At 72.0% G+C, this 26710-nt stretch carries 21 protein-coding genes and 3 pseudogenes; 9 read left to right on the forward strand and 15 right to left on the reverse strand.

Annotation, left to right across the window (positions count from 1 at the left end; translation table 11 throughout):
* Positions 1-57: 57 nt before the first annotated feature.
* From EJ357_RS36485 to EJ357_RS36495, 3 genes are all read right to left on the reverse strand, one after another.
* Positions 58-1347 carry a hypothetical protein gene (locus EJ357_RS36485; RefSeq protein WP_126395938.1) on the reverse strand — a complete coding sequence of 430 codons (1290 nt, stop codon included), beginning with the start codon at positions 1345-1347 and terminating at the stop codon, positions 58-60.
* Between the two features lie 152 nt (positions 1348-1499).
* A complete protein-coding gene (locus EJ357_RS36490) occupies positions 1500-2786 on the reverse strand; it encodes a helix-turn-helix domain-containing protein (protein ID WP_126395939.1) in 1287 nt (428 codons plus the stop codon).
* 326 nt (positions 2787-3112) lie between these two features.
* Complete coding sequence (locus tag EJ357_RS36495) at positions 3113-4744, reverse strand: acyl-CoA dehydrogenase family protein (RefSeq protein WP_126395940.1); 1632 nt, start codon at positions 4742-4744, stop codon at positions 3113-3115.
* Between the two features lie 138 nt (positions 4745-4882).
* Here EJ357_RS36495 and EJ357_RS36500 point away from each other — a divergent pair, with 138 nt between their 5' ends.
* Entirely contained in the window at positions 4883-6040 is a 1158-nt protein-coding gene (locus tag EJ357_RS36500; protein ID WP_126395941.1) for a YihY/virulence factor BrkB family protein, read from the forward strand.
* 53 nt (positions 6041-6093) lie between these two features.
* Here EJ357_RS36500 and EJ357_RS36505 read toward each other — a convergent pair whose 3' ends face one another.
* Positions 6094-6945 (reverse strand): NmrA family NAD(P)-binding protein, encoded by an 852-nt coding sequence (locus tag EJ357_RS36505; protein ID WP_126395942.1) that lies wholly within the window; start codon positions 6943-6945, stop codon positions 6094-6096.
* An 80-nt stretch (positions 6946-7025) separates the two neighbouring features.
* Here EJ357_RS36505 and EJ357_RS36510 point away from each other — a divergent pair, with 80 nt between their 5' ends.
* Entirely contained in the window at positions 7026-8012 is a 987-nt protein-coding gene (locus EJ357_RS36510; RefSeq protein WP_126395943.1) for a helix-turn-helix transcriptional regulator, read from the forward strand.
* 134 nt (positions 8013-8146) lie between these two features.
* Positions 8147-8833 carry a helix-turn-helix transcriptional regulator gene (locus EJ357_RS36515; protein WP_126395944.1) on the forward strand — a complete coding sequence of 229 codons (687 nt, stop codon included), beginning with the start codon at positions 8147-8149 and terminating at the stop codon, positions 8831-8833.
* On the opposite strand, the gene EJ357_RS36520 is transcribed toward EJ357_RS36515, so the two are convergent.
* From EJ357_RS36520 to EJ357_RS36530, 3 genes are all read right to left on the reverse strand, one after another.
* The gene (locus tag EJ357_RS36520; RefSeq protein WP_126395945.1) at positions 8816-9217 is read right to left on the reverse strand and encodes a VOC family protein; all 402 of its coding nucleotides are present in this window, start codon (positions 9215-9217) and stop codon (positions 8816-8818) included. The genes EJ357_RS36515 and EJ357_RS36520 overlap by 18 nt on opposite strands.
* A gap of 66 nt (positions 9218-9283) precedes the next feature.
* Positions 9284-9916 (reverse strand): VOC family protein, encoded by a 633-nt coding sequence (locus EJ357_RS36525; RefSeq protein ID WP_126395946.1) that lies wholly within the window; start codon positions 9914-9916, stop codon positions 9284-9286.
* Between the two features lie 73 nt (positions 9917-9989).
* On the reverse strand, positions 9990-11015 hold the full coding sequence (locus EJ357_RS36530) for a DUF5954 family protein (protein ID WP_126395947.1): 1026 nt from the start codon (positions 11013-11015) through the stop codon (positions 9990-9992).
* Between the two features lie 149 nt (positions 11016-11164).
* Between EJ357_RS36530 and EJ357_RS36535 the strand changes: the two genes are divergently transcribed.
* Complete coding sequence (locus tag EJ357_RS36535; RefSeq protein ID WP_126395948.1) at positions 11165-11812, forward strand: ThuA domain-containing protein; 648 nt, start codon at positions 11165-11167, stop codon at positions 11810-11812.
* A 49-nt stretch (positions 11813-11861) separates the two neighbouring features.
* Here EJ357_RS36535 and EJ357_RS36540 read toward each other — a convergent pair whose 3' ends face one another.
* On the reverse strand, positions 11862-13022 hold the full coding sequence (locus EJ357_RS36540; RefSeq protein ID WP_126395949.1) for a ferritin-like domain-containing protein: 1161 nt from the start codon (positions 13020-13022) through the stop codon (positions 11862-11864).
* Positions 13023-13043: 21 nt separating this feature from the next.
* Complete coding sequence (locus tag EJ357_RS50820; protein WP_407698436.1) at positions 13044-13550, reverse strand: type 2 periplasmic-binding domain-containing protein; 507 nt, start codon at positions 13548-13550, stop codon at positions 13044-13046.
* Between the two features lie 195 nt (positions 13551-13745).
* On the opposite strand from EJ357_RS50820, the gene EJ357_RS36555 reads away from it, so the two are divergent.
* A complete protein-coding gene (locus EJ357_RS36555; protein WP_126400490.1) occupies positions 13746-14555 on the forward strand; it encodes a class I SAM-dependent methyltransferase in 810 nt (269 codons plus the stop codon).
* A gap of 34 nt (positions 14556-14589) precedes the next feature.
* On the opposite strand, the gene EJ357_RS36560 is transcribed toward EJ357_RS36555, so the two are convergent.
* The 4 genes and pseudogenes from EJ357_RS36560 to EJ357_RS36575 all read right to left on the reverse strand — a co-directional run.
* Complete coding sequence (locus tag EJ357_RS36560; protein WP_126395950.1) at positions 14590-16032, reverse strand: NF041680 family putative transposase; 1443 nt, start codon at positions 16030-16032, stop codon at positions 14590-14592.
* Positions 16033-16221: 189 nt separating this feature from the next.
* On the reverse strand, positions 16222-16812 hold the full coding sequence (locus EJ357_RS36565; protein WP_175647648.1) for an SMI1/KNR4 family protein: 591 nt from the start codon (positions 16810-16812) through the stop codon (positions 16222-16224).
* Positions 16813-16991: 179 nt separating this feature from the next.
* Entirely contained in the window at positions 16992-18053 is a 1062-nt protein-coding gene (locus EJ357_RS36570; protein ID WP_126395952.1) for a LacI family DNA-binding transcriptional regulator, read from the reverse strand.
* Positions 18054-18245: 192 nt separating this feature from the next.
* A pseudogene (locus EJ357_RS36575) lies at positions 18246-18446 on the reverse strand (beta-xylosidase family glycoside hydrolase); the annotation flags it as partial.
* Positions 18447-18470: 24 nt separating this feature from the next.
* Here EJ357_RS36575 and EJ357_RS48580 point away from each other — a divergent pair.
* Both EJ357_RS48580 and EJ357_RS36580 read left to right on the forward strand, forming a co-directional pair.
* On the forward strand, positions 18471-18644 hold the full coding sequence (locus tag EJ357_RS48580; RefSeq protein ID WP_175647222.1) for a hypothetical protein: 174 nt from the start codon (positions 18471-18473) through the stop codon (positions 18642-18644).
* A gap of 110 nt (positions 18645-18754) precedes the next feature.
* Positions 18755-20341 (forward strand): carboxylesterase/lipase family protein, encoded by a 1587-nt coding sequence (locus EJ357_RS36580; RefSeq protein ID WP_126395953.1) that lies wholly within the window; start codon positions 18755-18757, stop codon positions 20339-20341.
* 99 nt (positions 20342-20440) lie between these two features.
* Here the strand turns inward: EJ357_RS36580 and EJ357_RS36585 are convergent.
* Positions 20441-21248: pseudogene (locus tag EJ357_RS36585) on the reverse strand (LacI family DNA-binding transcriptional regulator).
* 231 nt (positions 21249-21479) lie between these two features.
* Here EJ357_RS36585 and EJ357_RS36590 point away from each other — a divergent pair.
* Complete coding sequence (locus tag EJ357_RS36590) at positions 21480-22964, forward strand: peptidoglycan D,D-transpeptidase FtsI family protein (RefSeq protein ID WP_126395954.1); 1485 nt, start codon at positions 21480-21482, stop codon at positions 22962-22964.
* 129 nt (positions 22965-23093) lie between these two features.
* Positions 23094-23863: pseudogene (locus EJ357_RS36595) on the forward strand (serine hydrolase).
* Positions 23864-23996: 133 nt separating this feature from the next.
* On the opposite strand, the gene EJ357_RS50310 reads toward EJ357_RS36595, so the two are convergent.
* Positions 23997-26339 (reverse strand): serine hydrolase, encoded by a 2343-nt coding sequence (locus tag EJ357_RS50310; RefSeq protein WP_267132818.1) that lies wholly within the window; start codon positions 26337-26339, stop codon positions 23997-23999.
* Between the last annotated feature and the right edge of the window lie 371 nt (positions 26340-26710).

The following is a 26710-nucleotide window of genomic DNA, read 5'->3' on the forward strand; positions in this document are numbered from 1 at the left end:
ATCTGTCGATCGGCGGCCGGCGGACCGCCGACGCGACAGTCTCCGCGTCCCCGGCGGCTACCCCAGCGCCCGGTCGATCGACGTCAGCGGCACCGCGAACAGCATCCGGCCCGACTGGGACCAGACCTCGCCGGTCGCCTCCCAGTAGGAGAGGGGACCTGCCTGGACGCCCCAGCAGCGCGGGGCGTTCTCCGAGCCGCAGCGGGTCGCCTCGGCGCCCTCGGTGTCCTGGCGCCACAGGCTGCCCTGCCGGTCCGTGGCGCCCGGGGCGCGGCCGAGGTACCAGTCGGAGCGCTCCGTCCCGTCGGCCCGGTGCGACAGCAGGCCCCTGATGCCGGACGCCTCCGTCTCGTACGCCTCGACCGCGGACGCGGCACCGGTGGCATCGGTGGCCGGCAGGCCGGCGCGGGCCGGGTCCTTGCTGAAGTCGTAGCGCCACAGACGGGAGTGCTCCTCGCTGTCCGCCGGCGTCCACTCGCTCGCGACCAGGCTGTCGGGCGCCGTGCTGCGGTCCAGGGAGACAGCCCCGAGGCGGGGCGCGGTGCCCGTGCCGTTCAGGCGGTACGAGCCGACAGCCGGCAGGACGAAGCGCTGGCCGTGCGCCGACCAGCCGTCCCCGACGCGGCCCACGGCGGCGCTGTCGACCGTGGTGCGCTGGACGCGGTTCATGTCGTACACGTACAGCCCGTCGGCGGCGGTCACCAGCAGCTTGTCCTGGTACCAGACCATGCCGGTCAGACGGGAGGACAGGGCGCGGTAGTCGCGTCCGCCGTCCACCGGGACGACGAGGAGGGCCGAGGCGTACCTGAGGTGGTCCACGTCGTTCGCGTCGACGAAGGCGACCCGGGCGAGGCCCCGGTCGGCGGTGCCCCGGCTCCAGCCGGAGAGCAGTACGCGGTTGTCGTTCCACCAGCCGTCGTCGTCGGCGTCCCCCGAGGTGGTGACCGCGCCCGCCCGCCAGTTCCGGGTGTCGGCGGCGTCCCAGCAGTACGCGCGGGTGGCGGTCGGCGCGACCGGCAGCGCCGTGCGCTCGTCGGCCGTACAGCCGGACGCGGCACGCAGGGTGCGGTCGGCGCTCTGAAGGACGGCGCGTACCCCGACCGGCTTGCCCATCCCGGAGGCGAGTTCGTCGAGCGTGGTCTGCGGGACCAACTGCTCCTGGAGCCGGAGCGCGCGGGTCTCGGCGTCCCTGGTGAGAGGCTCCAGCGCCCCGGGGTTGTCACCGACGGTGGCCTGCGAGGCGCTGATCATCGTGGCGGCGGCGGTGAGTGCCAGGGCGGTTCCGGCCAGGAACGCGCGTACCGCACGCCCCTGCTTTCGTCGACGGTGTCTGCCGCGGTGCTTCATCAAACCTCCCGAGGCGAGCCAACTGCCTCTATTGGTCCGTAGGTTGACCAAAGGAGCAGGTGGGGTGGCTCGTAGAGGGATGCTACGGCAGGTGAGCACGCTTGCGGACTAAGACCCCGCAAATATGCGGATTCTTCGAAACGCCGGTTCGCTCACACCTCGGCCGAGAGCCTGCCCCGCACCACCGCCGGTGCCGTCGAATGCGGCAGCAACTCGCGCGGGTCGTCCGGCAGCAGCACCCCGACCTCCGCGTCCTCGCGGAAGCGGTACGGCCGGTGCTCCAGGAACGCCCCGAGATAGCGCCGTACGCGGGACATCTCGGCCCGCACCGTCACCGTACGGCCCGCGTCCCCGAACATGTCCTCGGCCAGCTCCGCCGCGCTGCGTCCGGTGCGGTGCAGGGCCAGGAGGTAGAGCAACTCGGCGTGCCGGGGGCTCAGTTCATGGCTCCAGGAACCCGCGCCGCCGGACACCGTCACCGACCAGCGGCGCGGCTGCGTCAGGTCCAGCGCGATCCGCGTCGAACCGGCCGGCACCGGCTCGTCGGCGGGCCGCAGCAGCCAGCCGCCCGCCAGCGGCTCCACCGAGCACAGGCCGAGCGGCGGCAGCCACCGGCGGCCCGGCGACAGGGACTTGGGCAGCGCGACCCGGTTCGCGTACGGCATCCCGGTCACCGCGGCGGTCCAGCCGTCCCGGTCCACCACGACCGCCCGCCCCGGCATCCGGGCCAGCACCGGCGCCGCCACCGCGCGCAGCCGCTCCAGCGAGGTCAGATGCAGCTCACGCAGCCGGGCCTCGGCCAGCTTGGCCACCGAGTCGACCCAGGCGAGCGTGGCCGGGTGCATGGTCTCCAGCGGACCGCTGACGTCCACCACGCCGATCAGCCGGCCGTCCCGCGGGTCCGTGATGGGCGCGCCGGTGCAGGTCCACGAGGTCTGGGAGCGCTGGAAGTGCTCGGAGGCGAAGACCTGCACGGGCCGGCGCACCACCGCCGGGGTGCCCACCCCGTTGGTGCCGACGACGCTCTCCCGCCAGTCGGCGCCGAGTTCGAACCCGAGGCCGTCGGCCTTGCGCAGCACGGCGGAGCTGCCCTCCCGCCACAGCACCCGGCCTTCGTCGTCGGCGACGACCATGATGTGGTGGGCGACGTCCGCGACCGACAGCAGCCCCTCCCGCAGCACCGGCAGCACATGCCTCAGCGCGGTGCTCTCCCGGCGCCGCTGCACCTCTTCTCGGGACAGCAGCCCGGAGCGGAAGTCGTGGTCGGGGTCGACCCCGCCGCGCAGCATGCGTTCCCAGGACTGCTCGATCACCGGGCGCGGCGCGACGGGCGCGGGCTGCCCGGCGAGCGTGGCGGCGCGGACATCGCTGAGCACCCGGGCCGCCCGTGCCGAGTCCACGGCGGCCAGCTGCGTCACGTCCGTCGGCGAGAGCGCCAAGGGTCCTCCCGGTTCGGGCTCGCACTGACTGTGTGACTCATACTGCCGTCCGCCTCTCGCGGAGGCACACACTCCGCACACAGACGCCAACAAGTTGCAACCCCTTGCAACCCTGGTGGTCCGCGCCGGCGTGATTGAAACTTGAGCAACGCCGTCCCGAGCGGCGTTCGAGGGCTCGAACGGGCCTGGATGGGGGTGGTGCCGTGTCGGCGCAGCACCACCCCCTACCTCCGGCGGTTGGGCGGGTTTCGCGGCGGGGGGTGCCGCTTTCTGTGCGTCGGCGGCTGGTGGTTGTGTGTGGCTGGTCGCGCAGTTCCCCGCGCCCCTCAGGTTGGCAGGGCTCGCCCCACGATTGATGCGAGCGAGAGACTGTGGGGCAGTGTGCCGAACGCCGCGCCCCCGTCGCCTCCCAGGCGCGACGCGCAGAACGCGTCCGCGACCTCCGGTGGTGCGAACCGGACGAGCAGGGAGCCCTGTAGGACCAGCGCGAGCCGTTCCGTCAGGCGTCGGGCCCTTGCCTCGATGCCCTCCAGGTCGGCGAGTTCGGTCAGCAGGGCCTTGATCGCGCCGTCCAGGCGGTGGTCGGCGCCGCGTGCCTTGCCGACCTCGCGGAGATAGGCGTCGAGCGCCGCGGGCTCGCGCTGCAACGCGCGCAGTACGTCCAGCGCCTGGACGTTGCCGGCGCCCTCCCAGATGGAGTTCAGCGGTGACTCGCGCACCAGCCGGGGCATCCCGGACTCCTCGACGTACCCGTTGCCGCCCAGGCACTCGGACGCCTCGATCGTCACCGGCGCACACCGCTTGGTCACCCAGTACTTGGCGGCCGGCACAGCGATCCGCAGCAGCGCCCGCTCCTGCTCGCCGCCGTCGTCGTAGGCGGCCGCGAGCCGCAGCGCGAGGGTCGTCGCCGCCTCGGACTCGACGGCCAGGTCGGCCAGTACGTTGCGCATGAGCGGCTTGTCGACGAGCTTCCCGCCGAACGCCTCGCGGTGGGAGCAGTGGTGGACCGCCTGCGTGACCGCCTGACGCATCAGTCCCGCCGAGCCGAGGACGCAGTCGAGCCGGGTCGCCGCCACCATGTCGATGATGGTGCGCACCCCGCGCCCCTCCTCGCCGACCCGGCGCGCCCATGTCCGTTCGAACTCGACCTCGGCGGAGGCGTTCGAGCGGTTGCCGAGCTTGTCCTTGAGGCGCTGGATCAGGAACACGTTGCGGGTGCCGTCCGCCAGGACGCGCGGCACGAGGAAGCACGTGAGTCCGCCCGGCGCCTGCGCCAGCACGAGGAACCCGTCCGACATGGGGGCCGAGCAGAACCACTTGTGCCCGGTCAGCTCGTAGGACTCGCCGTCGGGCAGGGGGCGGGCCGCCGTCGTGTTGGCGCGTACGTCGCTGCCGCCCTGCTTCTCCGTCATGCCCATCCCGAACAGCGCCCCGGCCTTCTGCCGGGCGGGCCGCAGCTCGTGTTCGTAGATCATGGACGTCAGCAGCGGCTCCCACTCGGCGGCGAGGTCGGGCTCCGTCCGCAGCGCCGGCACCGCCGCGTGGGTCATGGACAGCGGGCACCCGTTGCCGGCCTCGACCTGCGTCCACAGCAGGAAGGCGGCCGCCCGTCGCACATGCCCGCCCGGCCGGGCCCAGGCCGCGGTCAGCCCCGCCGCGACGCCCTTGCCGAGCAGCCGGTGCCAGGACGGATGGAACTCGACCTCGTCGATCCGCCGGCCGTAGCGGTCGTGCGTGCGCAGCCACGGCGGGTTCTCGTTGGCCAGGACGGCCCACTCCTGCACCTGCCGCGATCCGCAGGTCCGGCCGAGCGCGGTCAGCTCGCCCCGCGCCTCGTCCAGCAGCTCCGGCGCGAGATGACGTTCGACGGCCGCGGTCAGGGCCCGGTCGGAGGTGTAGACGTCGTGGCCGATCAGGGGCGGGGGCTGGTTGGTCACGGTGTGCGTGCTGCCTGCCATACCTGTGAACCTATCCCTCCGTGGGGCGGTGGATTCCACCCTGACACGTCGACGGCGCGCAGGACCGGCCAGGTGGCGACGGTGTGCGCACCCGGCGCCGCTATGAGTGCGCCCCCATGGGGCGGATACCTTTAGGTCGTGCAGCAGGCAAGTGAATCCCCCCAGCCGACCTCCGGCCGCCTCCACCGGGCGCGTGTCCTCTACCGGAACGTCTCGAAACGCAGGACCGTCTGGCTGTTGCTGAAGGACACCGTCAACTCCTGCATCGAGTACCGCATCCTGGGTCTCGCGGCCGAGGCCGCGTTCTTCACGCTGCTGTCCGTCCCGCCACTGCTGCTCAGCCTCATCGGCCTCCTCGGTTACGTCGACGACTGGACCGGCACCGACACCATCAGCAGCCTGGAGGCCAACCTCCTGGAGGCCTCGCGCACCGTCCTGTCCGACAAGGGCGTGCGCCAGATCGCCCAGCCGATCCTGGACGACGTGATGCACGGCGGCCGCCCCGACGTCATCTCCGTCGGCTTCCTGTTCGCCCTGTGGTCGGGGTCGCGCGCGGTGAACGTCTTCATAGACACCATCACCGTGATGTACGGCCTCGACGGCGTCCGGGGCATCGTCAAGACCCGGCTGGTGGCGTTCCTGCTGTTCATCGCGGCCCTGCTGATCGGCTCGGTGGCGCTGCCGCTGATGGTGGCCGGGCCGGACGCGGTCGTACGGATCGTGCCCTGGTCGGAGACCCTGGTGCAGGTCCTGTACTGGCCCGTCGTGATCGTCCTGTCGATCGCGTTCCTGACCACGCTCTACCACGTGTCCGTGCCGGTCCGCTCCCCCTGGATCGAGGACGTGCCCGGCGCGCTGGTCGCCCTCGGCATGTGGGTCCTGGGCAGCTTCCTGCTGCGCATCTACCTGACGAACACGATCGAGGGCGCGTCGATCTACGGCTCCCTCGCCGCCGCCGTCGCCGTGATGCTGTGGATCGGTGTGTCCGCGTTCGCCGTGCTTGTCGGGGCCGCGGTCAACGCCGCGATCGACCGGGTCTGGCCGGCCGCCGCGACGGCCGCGGCCCGCGCCGCCAACGAGCGGCTGCGCGAGGCCCAGGTCGCCGAGTACGTCGCCCGCCACGCCGTCGGCCGCGAGCCCGGGCTCGAGGACCCCGACGATCCGGACATGCCGTCGGAGTTCCCCGAGAGGTGGTCGCGGTTCCTGCCGCCGGAGGACGTGTCGTCACGGCTGCGGACCCATGTGAAGAGCACGCACCACACCCCGCACAAGCCGGAGGACCCGGACCGGTCCTGAGCGCGTCGGTTCCGGGTCGCGGGCAGGGGCCGGCGACCGAGGACGGCAGCCGCTCAGGGCTTCCACGCCCCCGCCGCCGCTGCCTCCCGCACGAAGTCACCGAAGTCGCGCGGCTCACGGCCGAGTACCGCGCGGACGTCGTCCGTGACATGGGCGTTGCGGCCGTCCGTGACACCTGCGAAGACCTCGATCAGCAGCTCCACCTCCTGCGGCGGCACCCCGAAGCCGGCCAGGACCTCGCCGTAGGCCCGGGTCGGGACCGGTGTGTACGTGATCGTGCTGCCCGTGGCCGCGGAGATCTCCGCGACCGCCTCCCGCCAGGACAGCAGCCGTGGCCCGGTCAGCTCCAGCGTCCGGCCCGCATAGCGGTCCCCGGACGTCAGCACGGCCGTCACCACGTCCGCGATGTCCCGCACGTCGACGAACGGCTCGCGCACCTCGCCCGCCGGGAACACCAGCTCCCCGTGGAGCATCCCCTCCACCAGCGGCCCCTCACTGAAGTTCTGCGAGAACCACGTGGCCCGTACGATCGTCCAGTCCGCGCCGGAGGACCTCAGCGCCTCCTCGGCCGGCAGCGCCTGGTCCTCGCCGCGCGCCGACAGCAGCACCAGTCGCCGTACGCCCAGCCCGACCGCCTCGCGGGCGAGCGCCCCGATGCCCTCGGCCGCCGCGGGAAAGCCGATGTCGAACGGGTACATCAGGTACGCCGCGTCCGCGTCCCGCAGGGTCCGGGCCCACGTCGTCGGGTCCTCCCAGTCGAAGCCCTGCGCCCGGGACGCGGCCCGCACCGTGAGTCCCGCCGCGTGCGCCGCCTGCGCCACCCGGCTGCCCGTACGACCCGAGGCACCGGTCACCACCACCGTCATCCGCTGTGTGTTCGCCTTGTCGGCCGTGTTCTGAGTCATGCCTCCAGTCAACGGTCGCGCGCCTCAACGGCCCATCGCTGAACGGCTCATTCCCATGCGCGCGCGTCTACGCTGGCGGCATGGATGCCCTTGCAGGCCTGCTGGAGGGGCCACGCGCGCGTGGCGCCTTCATGATCCGCGCGTGTTTCGAGCCGCCGTGGTCCATCAGGGTCGAGGACCGCGCCCCGCTCACCGTCATGGTCATGGTCCGCGGCGAGGCCTGGGTGATCCCCGACCAGGACCAGGGGGAGCGAAGCGAGATGGGGGTCCCCCCGGCCGAAGGCTGGGGGAGGATCCGGCTGCGCGCGGGCGACCTCGCCATCGCCCGCGGCCCCGACCACTACACCTGCGCCGACGACCCCGGCACCCCGCCCCAGGCCCTGATCCTGCCGGGCGCCGAGTGCCGCTACCCCGACGGACGCGCCCTCAACGGCTCGATGGACCTCGGCGTGCGCACCTGGGGCGACCGGGTGGACGGCTCGGCCGTGATGCTGATCGGCACGTATCTGTGGGAGGGCGAGATCAGCGGGCGGCTGCTGAACGCGTTGCCGCCGCTGCTGGCGCTCACGGCCGACGTGTGGAACTGCCCCCTGACGCCGTACCTCATGGAGGAGGTCGTCCGCGACGAGCCCGGTCAGGAGGTCGTCCTGGACCGGCTGCTCGATCTGCTGGTCATCGCCGCGCTCAGGGCCTGGTTCTCCCGTCCGGAGGCGGAGGCGCCGGCCTGGTACCGGGCGCTGGCGGACCCGGTCGTCGGGCGCGTCCTCCGGCTGGTCCAGGACGATCCCGCGCACCCCTGGACGGTCGCCTCGCTGGCCGCGAAGGCGGGGGTGTCGCGGGCCGCGCTGGGGCGGCGCTTCACCGAACTGGTGGGGGAGCCGCCGATGACGTATCTGACGGGGTGGCGGCTGGCGCTGGCGGCGGACGCGTTGCGGGACACCGGGGACACGTTGGATTCCATCGCGCGCAGGGTCGGCTACGGGAGCGCGTTCGCGTTGTCCAGTGCGTTCAAGCGGGTGTACGGGGTGAGTCCGCAGGAGCATCGGGGGCGGGTGGTCGTGGGGTAGGGCGGGGATCGCCGTGGGGGTGCGTGCTGTCTGCGGGCTGCGCGTACGTCGTGGCTGGTCGCGCCCACGCGGCGGAGCCGCACATCGAGACAGCCCCGCGCCCCTTCAGGGCGTTGCGGCGTAGCCTTGCCGTCATGTACGCGGAACGGGCGTCCCGGCTGGCCGGTGCTGTGGTCTGGACGAACACCCCGGACGAGTCCGGCGTAGGGCGTGTCCTCCCTGACGGATGCATGGATCTGCTCTGGAACGACGGCAGGCTGCTGGTCGCCGGGCCCGACACGCGCGCCTACGTCACCGAAGGGGAGCCGAGTACCTGGGTCGGTGTCCGTTTCTGTCCGGGGACCGCGCCCGCGTTTCTCGGCGTGCCGGCGCATGAAGTGCGTGACCGGCGGGTCGAGCTCGCGGATCTGTGGCCGGCCTCGGACGTACGACGACTGCGTGGTCGAATCGGGGCCGCGCCCGACCCCGTGACCGCGCTGGAAGACCTGGCGCTGGAGCGTGCCGCTGACGCCGGGCCGTCTGATCCTCTGCTGCGGCGGGTCGTGGCCGCCCTTGAGGCGGGGCAACCGGTCGCCGCCACGGCCGACGAACTCGGCATCGGCGCACGGCAGTTGCACCGCCGGTGTCTCACCGCCTTCGGCTACGGCCCCAAGACGCTGGCCCGGATCCTGCGGCTGCAGCGAGCCCTCGCCCTGGCGCGGGACGGTGTGCCCTTCGCGGACACGGCCGCCCGGGCCGGATTCGCTGATCAAGCCCATCTGGCGCGGGACGTCAAGGAGTTGGCGGGCATGCCGTTGGGCGAGCTACTCTGCCGGCCCTAGCGGGGCGAACAGGTCGACGCCGTTTCCGTCCGGGTCGTGGACGGTGGCGTAGCGCTGGCCCCAGAAGGCGTCCCACGGCTTGAGCTCGCCGTGGCAGCCGGCGGCGACCAGTTCCTCGTACACCGTGTCCACCTCACCCGGATCCGCGCACCGCAGGGCCAGCCCGGCCCGGCTGCCACCGGTGGGCGGCTGCCAGCCGGCATGGAAGGACCGTACGGTCTCCTCGGTGTCGAGCAACAGCCGCAGCCCGCCCGGCAGTTCGGCCTCGGCGTGCGGCTCGGACTCGGAGCCCTGGGGGAAGGCGAAGCCGAGACGGCGGTAGAAGGTGACGGAGGCGGCCATGTCGGAGACGACGAGGCCGATGGCATCGAATCGTGGAGTCATGCGGCCACCGTAGGCAGCCGGGGAGCGGCGGGTCTTGAAGGAATCGGACGCCTCGCGGCCGCCGCGTCAGTGGAAGGTCACCGGGCCTCGGGGCGTGTCCACCGTGAACGACATCCCCACCGGGCCCGTCGTGAGGTCGAGGTTCGTGCCGAGTGCCGTCAGCAGGCGCCGGATCTCGTCCGGGTCGGGGGCGGTCGCGGAGAGGGACAGCAGGGGTGTGGTGGGCAGGCCCGAGGCGGTGGGGTGGAGCGAGGTGCCCCAGTCGATGAGGAACGGGACGAGGCCGGAGGGGTGGGCGTCGTCGCCGTCGGTGAGCCGCCATTGCAGCAGGGTGCCGTCGGGTCTGCGGCGGCTCATCGCCTGCGCGGAGCCCGGGTCGTAGCCCTGGGCTCGGGCGCTCTCGATCGCCGCGTCCAGGTCCGGCGGGCTGATCGCCCAGGTGACCGTGTGCGGGGCGGTGAACCCGTCGACGTCGAAGGGGCGGGGCTGCCCGGGCTCGGACTGCTCGGGATCCGGGCCGATGATCTCCAGATAGCGGGCGCCGCCCAGGGACACCAGGTGGTTCCGGGTGCCGAGCCCGACGTGCGTGCCGCCCGGGGCCGGGGTCACGCCCGTGCGCCGGGTGAAGTCGGCGACCGTGGCGGCCAGGTCGGGGGTCGCGAGGACGAGATGATCCAGGAGCGCGGGAATGGCGTTCATCGCTGCCGAGGCTACGCAGAACGGCCCGCGGAATGGAACACCTGTGCGCCGGTAACGGGGATGGGGAGCCCGGTCACTCCTCGTGGACGACCGTGCCGTCGTCGAGCAGCTTCGGGTGGATCTTCATCGGGCCGTACTCGTCGACGTCCGAGGGGCGCGGGGGCTCCGGGCCGTCGGGGCCCATTCGGAGCATGCGCTCGACCCGGCAGACCCGGAGCGTCCGCCCCGCCACCCGGGCCTCGTCGGCGCGTTCGAGTGCCCGGAACTCCTCGGCCGCCTTCTCGTAGACGGCCTTCTTCTCGTCGTCGTACTGGTACAGCAGGGGCCACAACTCGACCATCGCGTCATGGAGCGCACGCCGGGCGTCGTGCGGAGTGGACTGGAGCGCCAGGGCCGGCTCCCAGCCGGTCCGTTCGCGCTCGACCACGCCGAAACAGACGGGCAGCAGCACGATCCCCGGATGCGAGCGCACCGCACGCTCCGAGTCCCGGCGCACCTCGGCCGGGAACCGCACGCCCCGGTACACGAAGCCGCGCAGCCCCGCCCGCAGGGCGCCCGCCATCGGACCGTCGTCCCCGGGGCCCGGGTCGAGGACGAGGTCGAGGTCGGGGGAGGGGGTGTGACCCGCGCGCCGCTCCCACGTGCGCACTGTGGGCTCGGGGTCGGTGGGGCGGGGCGGCTCCAGCCGGTCGCTGCCGTCGCAGCGCGTGAACTCGTCCCCGCGCACGATCCGGTACCGCACCCCGCATGCCTCGACCTCGTTCACCGGCTCCCGCTCCAACACGTCCACGGCGGCGAGCAGTTCACGTCGCACCGCCGGATCGTCGGTGTCGTCCTTCGCGCGGAACCACAGATGGCTGTTCAGCGAGTCCCGGCACATCTGCGGCATCCCGTGCACGACCGGCTTCAGCACCCGCCACTCGGGCCCCACCGCCGGTTCCTGCGCGGCGACCCCGAACACCGGCCCACGCAGGGCGAACCCCGGATAGCGCACCGAGGCGTCCACCGCGTCGGCCTCCCGCACCCAGGCAGCGGGGTCGTCGCGGCGGATCAGCTCGTCGTGGAGCGCGTGGATCTGTTGCTGCCAGTCATGGGTCATGCACGCATTGTCGCGAGACCGAGGGTGTGCGTGAGGGTGAACCGACCCAACAACGCGGGGTGTTGGGCGGCCCCGTCCCAGGCGATCCGAAACTTTCGGATCACCGGCGGCAGTGGGCTCCCGACCCCGGCTCACCTAGGCTCGACGGCATGTCCGCACGGCTCCTCGTCTACACCCGCACCACCGGCTACCGGCACGAATCCATCCCGGCCGGCGTCGAAGCCGTACGCACCATCGGCGACTTCGAGGTGGACCACACCGAGGATCCGCAAGCCTTCGAGAGGTCCCTCGACGGCTACGCGGCCGTCGTGTTCCTCTCCACCAGCGGCGAGGTGCTCACCCCCGCCGGGCGCGAGCGGCTCGCCGCGTACGTCGAGTCGGGCGGCGGCTTCACCGGCGTGCACGCGGCGGCCTGCACGGAGTACGACTGGCCGTACTACGGCGAGCTGCTGGGCGCGCGGTTCGGCCGGCACCCCGAGTACCAGCCCGGCAAGGCGGTCGTCGAGGACCGGGACCATCCGGCGACCCGGCATCTGCCCGCCGTGTGGGACTTCGCCGACGAGTGGTACGACTTCCGCAGCAACCCCCGAGGTTCGGTACGGGTGTTGGCCTGCGCCGAGGAGTCGTCGTACGACGGAGGCGGCATGGGGGAGGACCACCCGCTGGTGTGGTGCCGCGAGCAGGGATCCGGCCGCGTCTTCTACACGGCCCTCGGCCACGCCGCCGAGGCCTACGACGACCCGGACTTCCGCGCGCACCTGCTGGGCGGCGTCAACTGGTCGGCGGGGCTGGACTAGACACGGCGGAAGGCCGCTCGCAGGAGCGGCCCTCCGACCCCTTGCCGTGCTACGAAGCGCGGGGCGGCCTGGGGAGTGCGCGGAACTGGGGGCCGTAGGTGTGGCCCGGGGAGTAGGGGATCTGGGTCTCCATCAGTTCCACGGCGGGACGCTCCAGCCCGCGCATGGCGTGCTCGGCCGCGTTCAGCGCGCGGTGGCCGCCACCGGACCAGGCCGCGTCGAGGGTGTCCAGCACGGTGCTGTAGGTCGCGTCGAACCGGTACAGGAGCCCGCGGACATGGGCGTCCTGGGGGGTGGGCCAGCCGCCGGCCGGAACCGGGGCCATGGGGCGCACGTCGGGGAAGGGCACGGGCGCGCCGACGTACCGCCAGCCCTCGTCGGTCTCGCGCAGCTCCCGGCCGTAGTAGATCTCGCCGAAGGCGTAGTAGTGCGCCCGTTCGTCGTCCTCGAAGGGGTCGGCCGGGGAACCGGAGGTGCCCTCGCCCTGCTCCCTGATGATCTCGATGGCGCGCTCGACGTGGTCGAGGTTCTCGATCGGCCGCAGGTCGTCGCCGCCGACGTGCTCGGACACCTGTCCCCGCACCGACAGCTCCGGCCGCACGGTCAGGAACGCCTTCAGCATCCCGGCATAGAACTCGCCGACGGTGGGCGAGGTCTGCGCGTTGCGGGTGAGGGGTTCCTCGGGCGCCTCGATCGCCATCATCACATCGCGGACATAGGGCTTGCTGAGGCCCGACAGGTAGACGTTCACCCCGGCCCGCACACCGCCGGGCAGCGGACCGGGAAAGACGGGCGCGGCGGCCTTGATCTGCGGCCTGCCGCCCACGGCCACGAGCAGGTTGCTGACGATGCTCAGGTGGAACATCTCGTCGCCGACGATGCGCCGGATCATCCGCGCGACCTCGCTGCGGCGGTCCTTGACCGACCACCAGCCGCACAAGTACGGCGGGATGGTGGCGAGTTCGAGTCCCACCGCGACCTGCAGGGACGACCTGAGCCACTCGACGCCGCGCCCGGTCTCGGGAACGGCCATCAGCCGCGCCACTGACCCGAGGGCGGGCGCGGCGAGCGGCCCGCTCTCCGGCAGTGCGGCGGCAGCCTGGGCGGGACCGGCGACCGCGGCCGGCGCTCCGGCCGCCACCGCCGCCGACGCCAGGAAACTCCTGCGCTTGAACGGAGCCACCGCCGGCCTCTCCGGCACTTCGCTCATACCCGTCACCCTCGCCTCAGCTCATAGCGATGGTCCCGCCTCGGCTCGCACGCCCCCGGGACCCCTCCGACAGCTCGCGAAGCTAGCAGTCAAAATGATCGCTACCGGGGCATACGGGCCGATAAGTGCAGCGACCACTCTGTCGGTCCAACGTTTGGGTTCCGGTACGGCGTTCGGAATCGGGCTCCTGCCAGCCGAGCGCGGCCCGGCGGAGGGTGTCGACGACGCGCAGGACGTCGGGGTTGGCATCGGTGTGAGCTGCTTGCCGAAGACGAGCCGCCAGTAGCGGCGCACGATGGGCAGGTCCTCGGCGCAGGTGACGAGCGGGACGTCCTTCAGCCGGGCGCAGAGGTCGTCGGGCGCCGGGGCGCTGCCGGTGCGCGGTGTCCATCGCGGTGCCGCGACCAGTACGTACTCCTCGTCCGCGAGCGGTACGGAGAGCAGGGCGCGGCCCCCGGGGCGGCGGGTGGCGATCAGCGGGTCGTGCCGGCCCGCGCGCAGCTCCTCGAGGAGCGGTTCGGTCAGCACCTTCGGTACCTTCGGCGCCTTCGGCTTCCCGCCCCTGGACGCGCACGTCGTCGAGTTCCAGGAGCCGGCCGACGCCCGAGGAGCGGCGCGACGTCCTGCACGTCTGGCTGGGGGAGGACCTGCCCGGAGGCCGCGTCCGGGAAGATGGACCCGACACGTTGATCTTGACCGAGCCCGGGGGTGCGGCGGATGTCGATGACGAGCTTCGACGAGAGTGAGCGACTGGTGTGGGCGGGCCGAGGGGCCGCTTATGCCGGAAGCTACGCCGGACTGTGCGCCCATCCGGTGCCCAGGCTGCTCGATGCCGCTGAAGTCGGACCGGGAATACGGCTGTTGGACGTGGGAACCGGTCCCGGTACGGTCGCTGCCGCCGCATGCGCCCGGGGCGCGCGGGTGACGGCCGTGGACGCGGAGCCGACCATGGTGGAGCTGGCAGCACGAGCGGCGCCCGAGGCGGACGTGCGGGTCGCGGTCCTCCCCGAACTCCCCTTCCCTGACGGTGAGTTCGACGCCGTCGTGGCCAACTTCGTGCTGAACCACGTCGGCCGGCCCCGGCTCGCCCTGGCCGAACTGCGCCGTGTCGTCAGGCCGAACGGCTGGGTCGCCCTGACGATCTGGGCGGCACCACCGGCCCCGGGCCAGACTCTGCTGGGCCGTGCGATCCAGGCCGCCGGCGCCGTACGCCCCCCGCACCTCGCCGCCGGACTGGCCCCGCAGGACGACTTCCCCCGTGACGAGAGCGGCCTCACCGGCCTCATGGGCTCGGCAGGACTGCGCGAGGCCGCCTGCGAGACCCTGCGCTGGGACCACCGGGCCGGTGTCGAGGAGTGGTGGAGCGGCCCTGCGGCCGGCGTGGCGTGCGGCGGCCGCACGGTGCAGAGCCAGACCCCTGCGATCCGCGCCGAGATCAAGCGCCACTTCGACCTCTTCAGCGAGGAGTTCGCCGACGAGAACGGTGTCCTCACGTTGCCCCACGCCGCGTTGCTCGCCCGCGCACGGGGCTGAACCACGGGTGGGGGCACCTCAGCTTGTTCTTTATCTACCAAGATCTTCCGGGCTTGCCGATGGCTTTGAGGGTCTCGGGGCGTTTGACGGTTTTGCCGACGTCGTAGCGGGTGGCGGGTCGCCGGTTCTTCGAGCCGAGGGGGCGTCCGGGACCGGTTCCGGTGGGTTGAGGAACACGGGCCGGGCAGAGCAGGTGGGCGCGGATGTTCCTGAACCCTCGGCGGACCCGGGCCGGGGTGAGGCGTTCGGGTTTCGCAGGCTTCTCCCAGGGCCGGCGGAGATCGGTGGCCAGCGGCCGGGCGAGGCGGAGCTGGGTGTGGGCGACGACCTGGAGCCAGGTCCAGCGGTCCGCTGCCTCGGGAGTACGGATTTTCGGGGTGGTCCAGCCGAGCGTCTGTTTTCCGAACCGGAAGGTGTGCTCCAGGTCGAATCTCCTGAGGAACACCTGCCACCACAGGTCCACGTCCGCAGGGGCGGCGCCGGTCTTCGAGGACCACAACCACACGGGCGGGGCCTCTCGTTCCTTCGAGAGGTGCTCGACCTTCAACCGGACCAGGGTGCCTTCGACGATGGGGAGTTCGCCGTCGTGCTCCAGCCAGGCCGAGCGGTGGGTCAGTCTCGGGTGGACCCGGTCCCACGCCTGGGCTTCGGCCTTTCCGTAGTTCACCGTGTCGGTGGCCGTGGTGATCGCCGGATCGGGCCAGGTCTCGGGCTTGGCAAAGCGGAACTCCGGCCAGTGCTTGGGTGGCCGGCCGTTGACGCCGCGCATCCTCGGTGGTTTCGGCAGACGCATCACCCGGTCGCTGCGGATCCGCCCGACCAGCTCGACGGGCAGATCCCGCAGTACCCAGGCCAGGCGGGTGACGTCGTAGCCGGCGTCCATGACGATCGTCATGTCCGGGTCTCCCGGCGTCCACTGGCCGGCCGTGATGAGCCGTTCGGCCACGGACCTCAGCTGGGCAGCGGTGACCGCGGTCGCGTCGTCCTCGGGCCCGAGCCGGACCACGTCCAGGATCCCGGTCCACGACGTGGCACCGGGCTCCAGGACAGCGACGAAGGAGTACGGCCAGCCCGGAATGAACTGCGACGCCGACTTCGCCCGCCCGTAGACGTGGCAGAACAGCCGGTCCGCCGAGCACGGCGCGTCCGACCTCAGCCACGGCGACACATCGACCGCCAGCACCAGACGCCCGCCGTCGAAGCGGGGCAGGGGCATGTCGGCCAGCAAGGACCGCAACCTGTCGACGTCGATCCGGCCGTGGTTGAGGGCGCCGTACAACGCTCCGTGCCCACGACGGTGCTCGGGCACCAGCGTCAGGTCCACCGGCGAGACCACCCGCCCGTCGACACACAGCAGCGCGTCGGTCAGCTCGAACAGTTCGTCACGCCGGGCGGTCAGACACTCATAGAACTCACCCCGGAAGCGTGACGCTTCCGCGAACGCTTCCCTCCGCACAGCATCTGGCAGCAGACTCACCCTCACGGCCTTCGTCGTGGATATGTGCACCTTGGTCGGAGCACATGATTCAGACGAAGGCCGCCCCCGTGTCCGGGGAATCCCCAGGTGAGCGACCTAGTGCGAGACGTCGTTCGATGCCAGGTGCCACACCGACCCAGGCATGCCGAGGCGAGTACGACCGACCGACTCAACAGCGCGTCCCTCTGCTCACCAGTCGATCTCTCCGTCCTCGTCTACGGAGGGATGGGCGACGGAGTCGAGCCGGTCGGTCCGATCGTGGTGTTCCATGGCCTCGGCCACCTCGTGGAGCCAGGTTCCAAGGCTCGGCCACCCCAGGAAGTAGGCATGGTCGGCGTGCGGGGCGCGACCGAGATGGTCCTGCCACAAGCCCGGGCCCGCGTCGATGAAGTGCTCATCGCCATCGCCGCCTGCGAAGGGGATCCACTGCCTTCCCCACCACGGAGTCTCCTGCTCGTCTGGGTCGTCCTCGCCCTCCCAGGTCTTCATGCGCCTCTGTCTCACGTCGGCGATTGCGTCCGTGGAGTACAGCGGGCCGCACGGCAGAATGCCGAGGTAGGACGAATCCCCGTCGTGGCACAGGAGCGATGCGCGCAGGTCGGCGGGAAGACGTACGCCCAACGCGACTTCGAGCTGGTCGATGGCCTGTGGCGAAGCCGGGGGAGCAAGCTCTGCGAGTCGAGCGGGCGCATGCCGGGCCAGCCATGCGTCGATGCGCTGCCAGGAGGTGGCGACGGGCGGAATCACCGGCGTGATGCCGATCAGAGGCGGCTCGATCATGAGCTGAAGCATCTCAGCCCGAGACCAGCCGCAGGCTGAGAGGTGCAGGTTAAGGGGCGCTCCTCATGTGCCTGGGCAGGCTGGTAGATAAAGAACAAGCTCAGAGCGTGTGAAGAAACCCCCGCCTGCGCCGCGGCGCCCGCCCTCCGGGCGGACGACGGGGGTCTCTTCACAGGCTCTCAACCGGACGACCCCGACCCCTGGCGCGGTATCGCCGTGCTGCCCCGCTCCACCAGCCGCGTCGACAACTCCGTCCGCGTACTCTCCGGCCGGTCCCCGTTCATCATCCGCACCAGCAGCCTCAGCGCCGTCGCCGCCATCTCCGACAGCGGCTGGCGGACCGTGGTCAGGGCCGGGCTGATCCAGCGGGCCTCCGGCAGGTCGTCGAAGCCGACCACGCTCATGTCGTCCGGCACGCTCAACTCCCGTTCCGCCAGCGCCTGGTAGACGCCGAGGGCCATCCGGTCCGAGCAGACGAAGACGGCCGTCGGCGGTTCGGGCAGGTCGAGGAGGTCCAGCGTGCGGCGGTGGGCGACGCTCTCGTCGAAGCCCGCGTGCCGGACGTACTCGGGACGGTGCCGTATCCCGGCCGAGGCGAGCGCGGAGCGGTAGCCGGCCACCCGGGCGTTGCTGCACATCTTGCGTTGGTGTCCGGCGACGACGGCAATGCGTTCGTGGCCGAGCGCCAGGAGGTGCTCGGTCGCCGTCACCCCGCCGTGCCAGTTCGCCGCGCCCACCGACACCACACCCGGCGGAGGCTCCAGCACCGGGTCGATCATCACGAACGGGATGCGGTGCTGCTCCAGCCATGCGTACTGCGACGCCGTCAGCTCGGCCAGATTGAACAGCACCCCGGACGAACCGCGCGCGATCAGCTTGTCCAGCCAGCCCCGCTCCGGACGCGCGCCCCGGGTGCGGGTCAGCCCGGCGGAGACCACGATCTCCAGCCCCGCGTCGTGGGCCGCCGCCTCCACCCCGTGCAGCACCGCGCCCGACCAGGAGGTGTCCAGCGAGTGCACGACGAGGTCGACCAGGCCCGGTGTCTTCGCCGCGTCGAAGCGGGGTCTGCGGACATAGCCGAGCCGGTCCAGCGCCTCGGTGACCCGGCGGCGAGTCTCCGGGGCCACGTCCTCCCGGCCGTTGACCACCTTGGAAGCGGTCGGCACGGACACCCCGGCCTCGCGCGCGACGACCGCCAGGGTAGGCCCGGCCGCCACGCTCGCACTGCCCGTACGGACCATGGGGAACCACCTCTCCGGCCCGCCCGAGGGCCATGAAAAGTTTTCGACCAGCGCGGATGTAGTAAGCGCTTCCTACCCTAGGTTCACCGCGATGAGTCGGGAAGAGGCTGGAGTTCGCAAGGTCCGCATGTCCTCTGGCTTTCGAAACCTCGAACAGGGCCGGTGCTGCCCGGACTTCGAGCAGGGCCGGGGCTACCAGCAGGTGAGGCGGAATCCCGTGAAGTCGGCCGTGAACGCGGCGTCCACGAGATCCACGGCGTGGATGCCCGCCATCGCCCCGGTGAAGCGCAGCTTGGAGCCGTAGTCGTCGGACAGCCTGGTGAAGTCCAACGGCGGCCCGACCGGTGTGCGCACGCCCTGACGGACGTACCAGAACCGGGCCCTTCCGTCGTCGAACTACTGGGCCAACTGGGACCTGTGCAACATGAACTCGGCCTGATGGGCGCCTTCTGCGAGATGGCCTGGTCACAGGGCGAGGACATCACCGCCATGGCCGAAAAGGTGCGTCCCGAGGGCGGGGGCGGTGACTACGGCTCCGCCGGCGGCGGCTACGACCAGCTGGGCTTCGGCACGCTGATGTACGCCAAGTAGCGGTGTACGCCGAATAGCCCCCACATCCGCTCGTGCGCCGGAATATCGGGCCACAATGAGTTGCTCTGATCTTCACGGTGCACGAGCGCGGTGAGGAGGCTGGTGGACGTATGACGGCAGTCCAGACAGACCCCGTGGTGAGCACTCCCTACGGTGCCGTACGGGGCCGGTTCGAACACGGCGTGGCGGTGTTCCGGGGCATCCCGTACGCGGCGCCCCCGTTCGGTCCGAACAGGTTCCGGCCGCCTCTGCCGCCGGACCCCTGGGACGGCGTGCGCGACGCCGGGTCCTTCGGGCCGACCCCGCCGAAACCCCCGTACTCCGAGTCGTTCGCGCAGTACCTGTCCGACCCCGACGTGCCCGGCGACGACTGTCTCAACCTCAACGTCTGGACGCCCGAACCGGGCCCCGGCGCTCGGCTCCCGGTCATGGTGTGGCTGCACGGCGGCGCCCTGACCAGGGGATCGTCGGGCATGCCCGTGTACGACGGGCTGCCCTTCGCCCGGGACGGGGTCGTCCTCGTCTCCCTCAACTACCGGCTCGGCGTCGAGGGCTACGGCCTCTTCCCGGACGCCCCCGCCAACCCCGGCCTGCGCGACCAGCTCGCCGCCCTGGAGTGGGTGCACGCCTCGATCGAGGCGTTCGGCGGCGACCCGGCCCGCATCACTCTCTTCGGCCAGTCCGCCGGCGCCATCAGCATCGGCGCGCTGCTCGCCGCCCCGCAGGCCCAGGGCCTGGTCCGGCGGGCCGTCCTGCAGAGCGGGCCGCCCGAGGCCGCCGAGCGGGACAAGGTACGGCGGATGGTGCGCCGTATGGCCAACCGGCTGAGGATCCCGGCCACCGCCGCGGCCTTCGCCGACGTCGACCGCGAGCTGCTGCTGCGCACCCAGGCCGAGGTGGGCCGGCTCAGCAGTCCCGTGGTGGGCGGGCCCGCGTTCGGGATCGTCGTCGACGGCGACATCGTGCCCCGCGACCCCCTGGAGGCGCTCACAGACGGCGACGCCGCCTGCGGAATCGACCTGATGACGGGCTGGACCCGCGACGAGTACCGCCTGTGGCTGGTGCCCGGCGGGCTCCTGGAGCGCATCGACCGGCTCGGCGCGGTCGCCCTCGCCGGCGCCATGGCCCGCTGCCGCGTCGGCGCCGACGTGCCCCGCGGCTACCGCGCCCTGCACCCGGAGGCCGGCACCGCCGAGATCGTCGGCCAGATGGTCACCGACCACCTGCTGCGCCTCCCCCTGCACCGCCTGGCCGACGCTCGCCCCGGGTCGTCGTACGTGTACGAGTTCGCCTGGCCCTCCACCCTCCCCGACCTCGGCTCCTGCCACGCCCTGGAACTCGGCTTCGTCTTCGACACCGGGGAGGTCCCCGAGTCCCGCAAGTTGGCCGGTGAGGGGGCCCCGAAGGAGCTGGCGGACGAGATGCACCGGGCCTGGGTGCGGTTCGCGCAGGAGGGCGACCCCGGCTGGCAGTCGTGGGACGACTCGCATCCGGTGCGGGTCTTCGGCGACGGCCCGACCCGTACGGCCTACGGCCCGCGCGACGCCGAGCTCGCCCTGTGGGCCGCCGCCGCGCCCGTCCCGCCCGGGGAATCCGCACCCGCACCGGCCCTGCCCGACGGTTCGCCCACGCGTGGTACGGAACTGAGGTCGGTCGTACGGCGGCTGCGGCTCCCCGGCACAGTCCGTCGGCACTGACGACGCTCACGCCGCCGAAGGGCGTGCCGGGTCGTCAGGTCGACGGTGAGGCTGTCGCCGGGGGCCGGCGCGCCGGCCGCGAGTCGGGCAGCGCGTCGGCTACGCGTCGAGCGGCGCGACCGAGGTCCGTACCACCACATGGGTGCCCAGCAGCAGGTGCTCGTCCGGGTTCTCCGGGGTGCGGCCCAGCGCGGTGCGTACGGCGAGGCGGCCCAGTTCCTCGTAGGGGACGTGGACGGTCGTGAGGGTGGGGTGCAGGTCGCGGGCGGCGGGGATGTCGTCGTAGCCGGCCAGCGAGACGTCGCCGCGCACGTCCAGGCCCGCCTCGTGCAGGGCGGTGAGCGCGCCGGCGGCGACCATGTCGGTGGCGACAGGACGTGGGCGACCAGGGCGTAGGCCCCGCCCTCGTTGTCGTACTCGATGACGGTGACGGGAGCGCCGGGGCCGAGCGGTGGCCGCCCGCACAGCACCAGCCGGGACCCCGCCGACGCCAGCGAGTCGGCCATACGGCGGGTGCGCTCGCGGTACTCGGGGGTGTCGGCGGAGCCGCCGACCAGGATCACGGCGGCGGCGCGCTGGGCGCGCGTCATCTCGACGAACTCCACCTCGTGCTGGACGTCGCCCTCCGTCGTGCACACCAGGTACAGATGCCCGAGCCGCCGGGCCTCCCGCTCCACGCCGTGCGCCATGTGCGCGAACGACGGCCCGGTGATGTCCTCCAGCACGAACGCCGGCGTCGGCGTGCCGACACCGGAGACCGCCTGGCGCGCGCGTCGGCGACGTAGTCCAGGTCCCGGACCGCCCGCATCACGCGCGTACGCGTCGCCGAACTCACCGGATACACCCCGCCGAGCACGCGCGAGACGGTCGACGCGGACACCCCCGCACGGGTCGCCACATCCCGGATCGTGCGGTTCCCGACCCGGAGGCCGGCAGCGGGTGAAGGGCGTGGACGAGACCTGTGCGGGCGGCTCTCCGGCAGGTGTCCCACCGCCGACGTGCCGCGGCGAACCTGATCAGTGATCCGGGAACCCGGCAACGCGCTCAACTATGGTTCAGGCATGGTTCTTTGTAATCCGACTGATGCCCGATTGGTGCTGTCACGCGAGCCCCGGCCGCTCACCGGGGGTGCGGCCGCGTGAACAAGCCGCTGAGGCGCATAGCCATATTCTGCGGAATTCTGGTGCTCGCGCTGCTGCTTCGGGCCAACTGGCTGCAGTACATGAAGGCGGACGAGCTCGCCACCGACGACAAGAATCGACGCGTGCTCATCAACCAGTACTCGGCGCCGCGCGGCGACATCATCGTGGGCGCGCGGTCGATCACGGGCTCGAAGGAGGTCGAGGGGGCGGAACTGAAGTTCGTGCGCACGTACAAGAACGGACCCATGTACGCGCCGGTCACCGGATACGCCTCCCAGTCCATGGGCATGACCTTCCTGGAGGGCACGTACGACAGCGTGCTCAGCGGCCAGGACGACCGGCTGGCGTTCGAGCGCTTCACGGACGTCGTCACCGGAAAGGAACGGCGCGGCGGGGACGTCATCACGACGATCGACCCCAAGGCGCAGGAGGCCGGGTACAAGGGTCTGACGGACCTCGGCGCCCGCGGTTCGGTGGTGGCCCTGGACCCGAAGACGGGGAAGGTGCTGGCGCTCGTCTCGACTCCGTCCTACGACCCCGCGACGTTCGCCGGCAACTCCCTCAAGGAGAGCGACCGGTTCAAGGCGCTCGGCGCCGACAAGGCCAAGCCGCTGGCCAATCGCGCGCTGCGCGAAACCTTCCCGCCGGGGTCGACGTTCAAGATCCTCACCGCCGCCGCTGCCCTGGAGCACGGCGTGGTGACGGACATCGACGCCGCTTCGGACGCGAGCTCGCCGTACCTCCTGCCCCAGTCGACCAACAGGATCGGCAGCCAGGCCGGGGACGCCGTCTGCAACAAGGCCTCGATGAAGACCGCCATGCAGTACTCCTGCAACAACGTCTTCCTCGACGCGGCCGTGAAGGTGGGCTCGGACAAGATGCGCGAGACGGCCGAGAAGTTCGGGTTCAACGAGGACGTCTACGCGTCCGAGTTCGGCGACCTGCGGGCCACCAAGAGCCTCTACCCCGAGGACCTGGACAAGCCCGGCACCGCACTGACCGGCATGGGCCAGGGCAGTCTCACCAGCACGCCCATGCAGATGGCCATGGTGACGGCCGCGCTGGTCAACGACGGCAAGGTGATGCAGCCGTACATCGTCGACCAGTTGCGGTCCCCCGATCTGAACGCCCTGGAGACTCACGAGCCGCAGGTCATGAGCGAGGCCGTCTCCGAGGCCACGGCCGAGAAGGTCCGGGAGATGATGGAGCACACCGCCAAGGAGGGCAGCGCCAAGAAGGCCCTGATCGACGGAATCACGGTGGGCGGCAAGACCGGAACGGCGCAGCGCGGTGCGAACGTGCGCGACCAGGTTCCCTACGGCTGGTTCGTCTCGTACGGCGTGAAGCCCGACGGCGAGTCCGTCGCGGTGGCCGTCTTCATCGACCCGACCGACATGGACATCTCGCGTGAGGACATCTCCGGCGGCAGCCTGGCCGGACCCATCGCGCGGGACGTGATGGAGGCCGTTCTGAAGAAGTGAGCAGCCGGTGCCCGATGCCACGACGGCCCCTGCCCGCGAGGGGTGAGGGAGCCGTCACCACCCCCTTTGGGCACCGGCGTGCCGGCCGCGGCAGGGTACGACCCGGCTCTCGAAAGCAGGTGCCAGCGGATGACCCCGGAGCACTCCGGCCCGTCCCGCCGCGGCCTCCTCACCGCGGCGGCCCTGCTGCCACTGACGGGGTGCGGCGACTCACGGGACCGTGCGGCCGCCCGGGTGTCCCCGGCGCCGACACGCTCGTCCGTCGCGCCCTCCGCCTCGCCCTCCGCCTCCGCGACGACCCTGGACCTCCCGTCGTTGCGCGCGCTCGAACGCGAGCATGACGTCCGGCTCGGCGTGTACGCCCTGCACACCGGTACGGGCGCGACGGTCGCCCACCGGGCGGACGAACGCTTCGCGTGCTGCTCCACGTTCAAGGCCCTCACCGTCGCCGCCGTCCTCGACCGCAACCCGCTCGGCCACCTGGACACGCGCGTCACCTACGGCTGGAACGACATCAACTCCGTCTCGCCCGTCACCCGGAAGAACGTCGACCAGGGCATGACGATCCGTCAGCTGTGCGACGCCGCCGTCCGGCACAGCGACGGAACGGCCGCCAACCTCCTGCTGCGCGACCTCGGCGGCTGACCGCCTACCTGCGCGAGCTCGGCGACACCACCGGCGGCAACCGCATCCGGGCCGGCCTTCCCAAGAGCTGGCGGGTCGCCGACAAGACCGGGACCGGCACCTACGGCCGGGCCAACGACATCGCCGTCGTGTGGCCGCCCCGCTCCGCGCCTCTCGTGCCGGTCTTCATGTCCGAGCGCTCGGAACGTGAGGCCCGGCCGAAGGAGGCCGTGATCGCCGAGGCCACGGAGCGGGTCGCCGCCGCGCTGACTTGACCGCGGTTGGTCGGGGCGGCCGGATCTGCGGGGCCGCAGGTGCCGTGGGCTCCGCCGGTTCCGCCGGTTCCGAAGGTCCCGGCTCGGGCGCTTCCGTCCTCGCGGAACCGGTGCCCGACGGCGCCCGCTCCTCTCACCCGAGGCGAGTCAGCTTCGCCCCGACAGACGGCTCCTGAAGCTCCGACTTCAGCGCCACGGGTACGCGTTGTGCCCCCGCACCGCCGCCCACCGCCAGCTCGCCGACCACGGTCCCGGCCTTCGTCCCGCCGGTGAGGTCCTTGCCCCCGTCGTGGAGGGCGAGCGTCAGCTTCTGCCCCGGTGTCCCGACCACCTTCAGGTCCTTCGTGGCCACCAAGGGCGTACGGCCGCCGAGACCGTCGTCGACATACCCGACGACCTGGCCCTTCTTCACCGCCGTCGCCGAGGTGAGCGCCTCCCGGACCGCCTTGATGATCTCCTTGCTGTTCTCCTGCACCAACTTCAGGCTGGTCGTGCCGCTGGGGTCCGGAGGCGGGGCGTGCTGGTCCATCAACGAGCCCAGGACCAGCCGGTCCTCGCCGTCCACGGTCCGGTACGCCGCCCAGGACAGCGTGCCGCCCGCCGCCGTGTTGGAGCCGGTCTTGATTCCCCTGACGCTCAGCCCCGCCATGAGCAGGTCGTTGTTGTTGTAGATGCGCCCGACCTCGGGGATGTCGGCGTTGGGCATCGCGACGACCGCGCGGAAGGACTCGAACCTCATGACCGCCTCGGCCAGTTTGAGCTGGTCGACGGCCGTGCTGACGGTGCCCTCGTCCAGGCCGCTGGGGTCGGTGTACGTCGTGTTCGTCATGCCGAGCGACTTGGCCGCGGCGTTCATCTTCCGGACGAACGCGGTCTCGTCCTCGCTCTTGGTGTTCCACCGGGCCAGCAGCCGGGCCACGTTGTTGCCCGACGGGATCATCAGCATCTTCAGCATGTCCTGGAGGCTGTACGTCCGGCCGGCCCGCAGCCCCTCGATGCGCGACTCGTCCTTCGACTTGCCCTCCTCCACGGTCCGTGCGTCGACGGTGACGTCAGGGCCGGGCTCGTCCTTCTTGAGGGGGTGCTCGCGCAGCAGCACGTACGCCGTCATGATCTTGGCGACGCTCGCCGTCGGGACGGGCTTCTGCTCCCCGAACGTCCCGATGGTGCCCGACCCCACGACCATGACCGCGGCCTGCCCCTCCTCGGGCCACGGCATCGTGAACGCGTCGCCGCCGATGGTGAAGGACGACGCACTCCGGTCGAGGGCGAGGGTCGGGTCGGGCAGCGGGCGCAGCAACTGGACGACGAGGAAGACCAGCGCGAGCAGCGCCACGAGAGGCGACCAGATCTTGACCCTGCGGAGGGTCGTGCGCAGGGGAGTGGCCGGGGGCGGCGGGGTGTTGGTGAGCTGCGCGAGCAGGTCGATCGGGGTGGGGGCGGGCTGCGGCGGCGTGTCCTGCGGCGGCGCGGACTGGGGCGGCGCGGACTGGGGCGCGGCGCTCGGCAGGTCGGCGACGCTGATCGCCATCGTCCTGTCGGCTTCCGCCGCGGCGGCGGCCTCCGGGGGCCGCAACGCCAGGGTCCGGGTGCTCTCGGAGCCCTCGGGGACGGCGGGTTCCGCGGGTGACTTCGCTCCGGGGGCTTCCTTGGGCTCCGCCGCGTCGGCGGCTTCCTCGGGTTCGTCCTCGGTGGGTGTGTCGGTGTTCGGGGCCGGTGCGGTGTCGTCGTCCGTGGTCGTCGCGTCGGCAGGCGCCTCGGCGTTCTCCTCCGGTGCCGTGCCGTCGTCCTCGGCGTCCGAGGCCTCCTCGGGGAGGGACCCGGCGTCCTGAGCCGGGACCTCGGCGGGAGCGTCGCCAGCGTCGCCCCCATCGGCTTCCTCAGCCGGTTCAGCGGCGGTGTCCTTCGCTTCGGACGGTTCCTGGGCTGGTGTGTCGGCGGTGTCCTTGGCCTCCGCCGGTTCCTCCGCCGGTGCGTCGGCAGTGTCCTCCGGCTGATCCGGCTTCTGCGTCCCGTCGGGCGTCTCGGGTCCCTCTGCCCGCTCCGATCCCTTCAACGCCTCCGGCGCATGGGGCTCTTCCGGCGCGTCGGCGATGTCCTTGGCCTCGGCCGGTTCCTCTGCCGGTGCGTCAGCAGCGTCCTCCGGTTGATCCGGCTTGCGCGCTTCGTCCGGCTTGCGCGCCTCGTCCGGCGTCTCCGTCTCTCCCGGAGTCTCCGGCTCCTCAACCGCCGCCGGCGTCTCCGGCCCCTCCACCGCCCCCGACGTTTCGGGCTCCACCTCCGGCGCCTCCGGCTCCTCCACCGGTTCCGCCGATTTCGCCGCTTCCGCCGAGGCCGATGCCGCCGTCTCCTCCCCGGACGGCCGCACGCTGTCCTGCTCGGCCGAATCCGGGCCCGACCCGTGTTCGTCGCCGGAGCGTTCCGCCGACGGGTCGTCCTGGTCAAGGACGTCGGTGTCGGGTGTTCGGTCCCCCATCGCTGTCTCCTTCGTGCGCTCGCGACACATGCGTCCTACGAGACGGGCGGACGGGCACGTCGCGTTGCCTGAGGCAGGTGCCGGTGATTCTCGCCGGGCGATCCGGGGCCCCAGGGGCCGGCCGGTGATCGCCTCGCGGCGGCGCGGCCAGCGTAACCGATCACTGTTCGAGAACGGCGGCGAGCGCGGCCCGCGGTCACCGGAAACCGACATGGCTCGGGCCGAGCAGAGGGCGAGCGACGCGCACTCCGCCGCCGGACGCTCGCCCCGGCCGAGGAGCAGTCGCCCGCGGCGCGTTCGCCGCGCGCCGGACTGGCCGCCGTGGCTGCCTCGTCGCGGGGCCGGCTCGCGGTGGTGACGGTCGCCGTGGC

The organism is Streptomyces cyaneochromogenes, assembly GCF_003963535.1.
In the GTDB taxonomy this organism is placed as follows: Bacteria; Actinomycetota; Actinomycetes; order Streptomycetales; family Streptomycetaceae; genus Streptomyces; species Streptomyces shaanxiensis.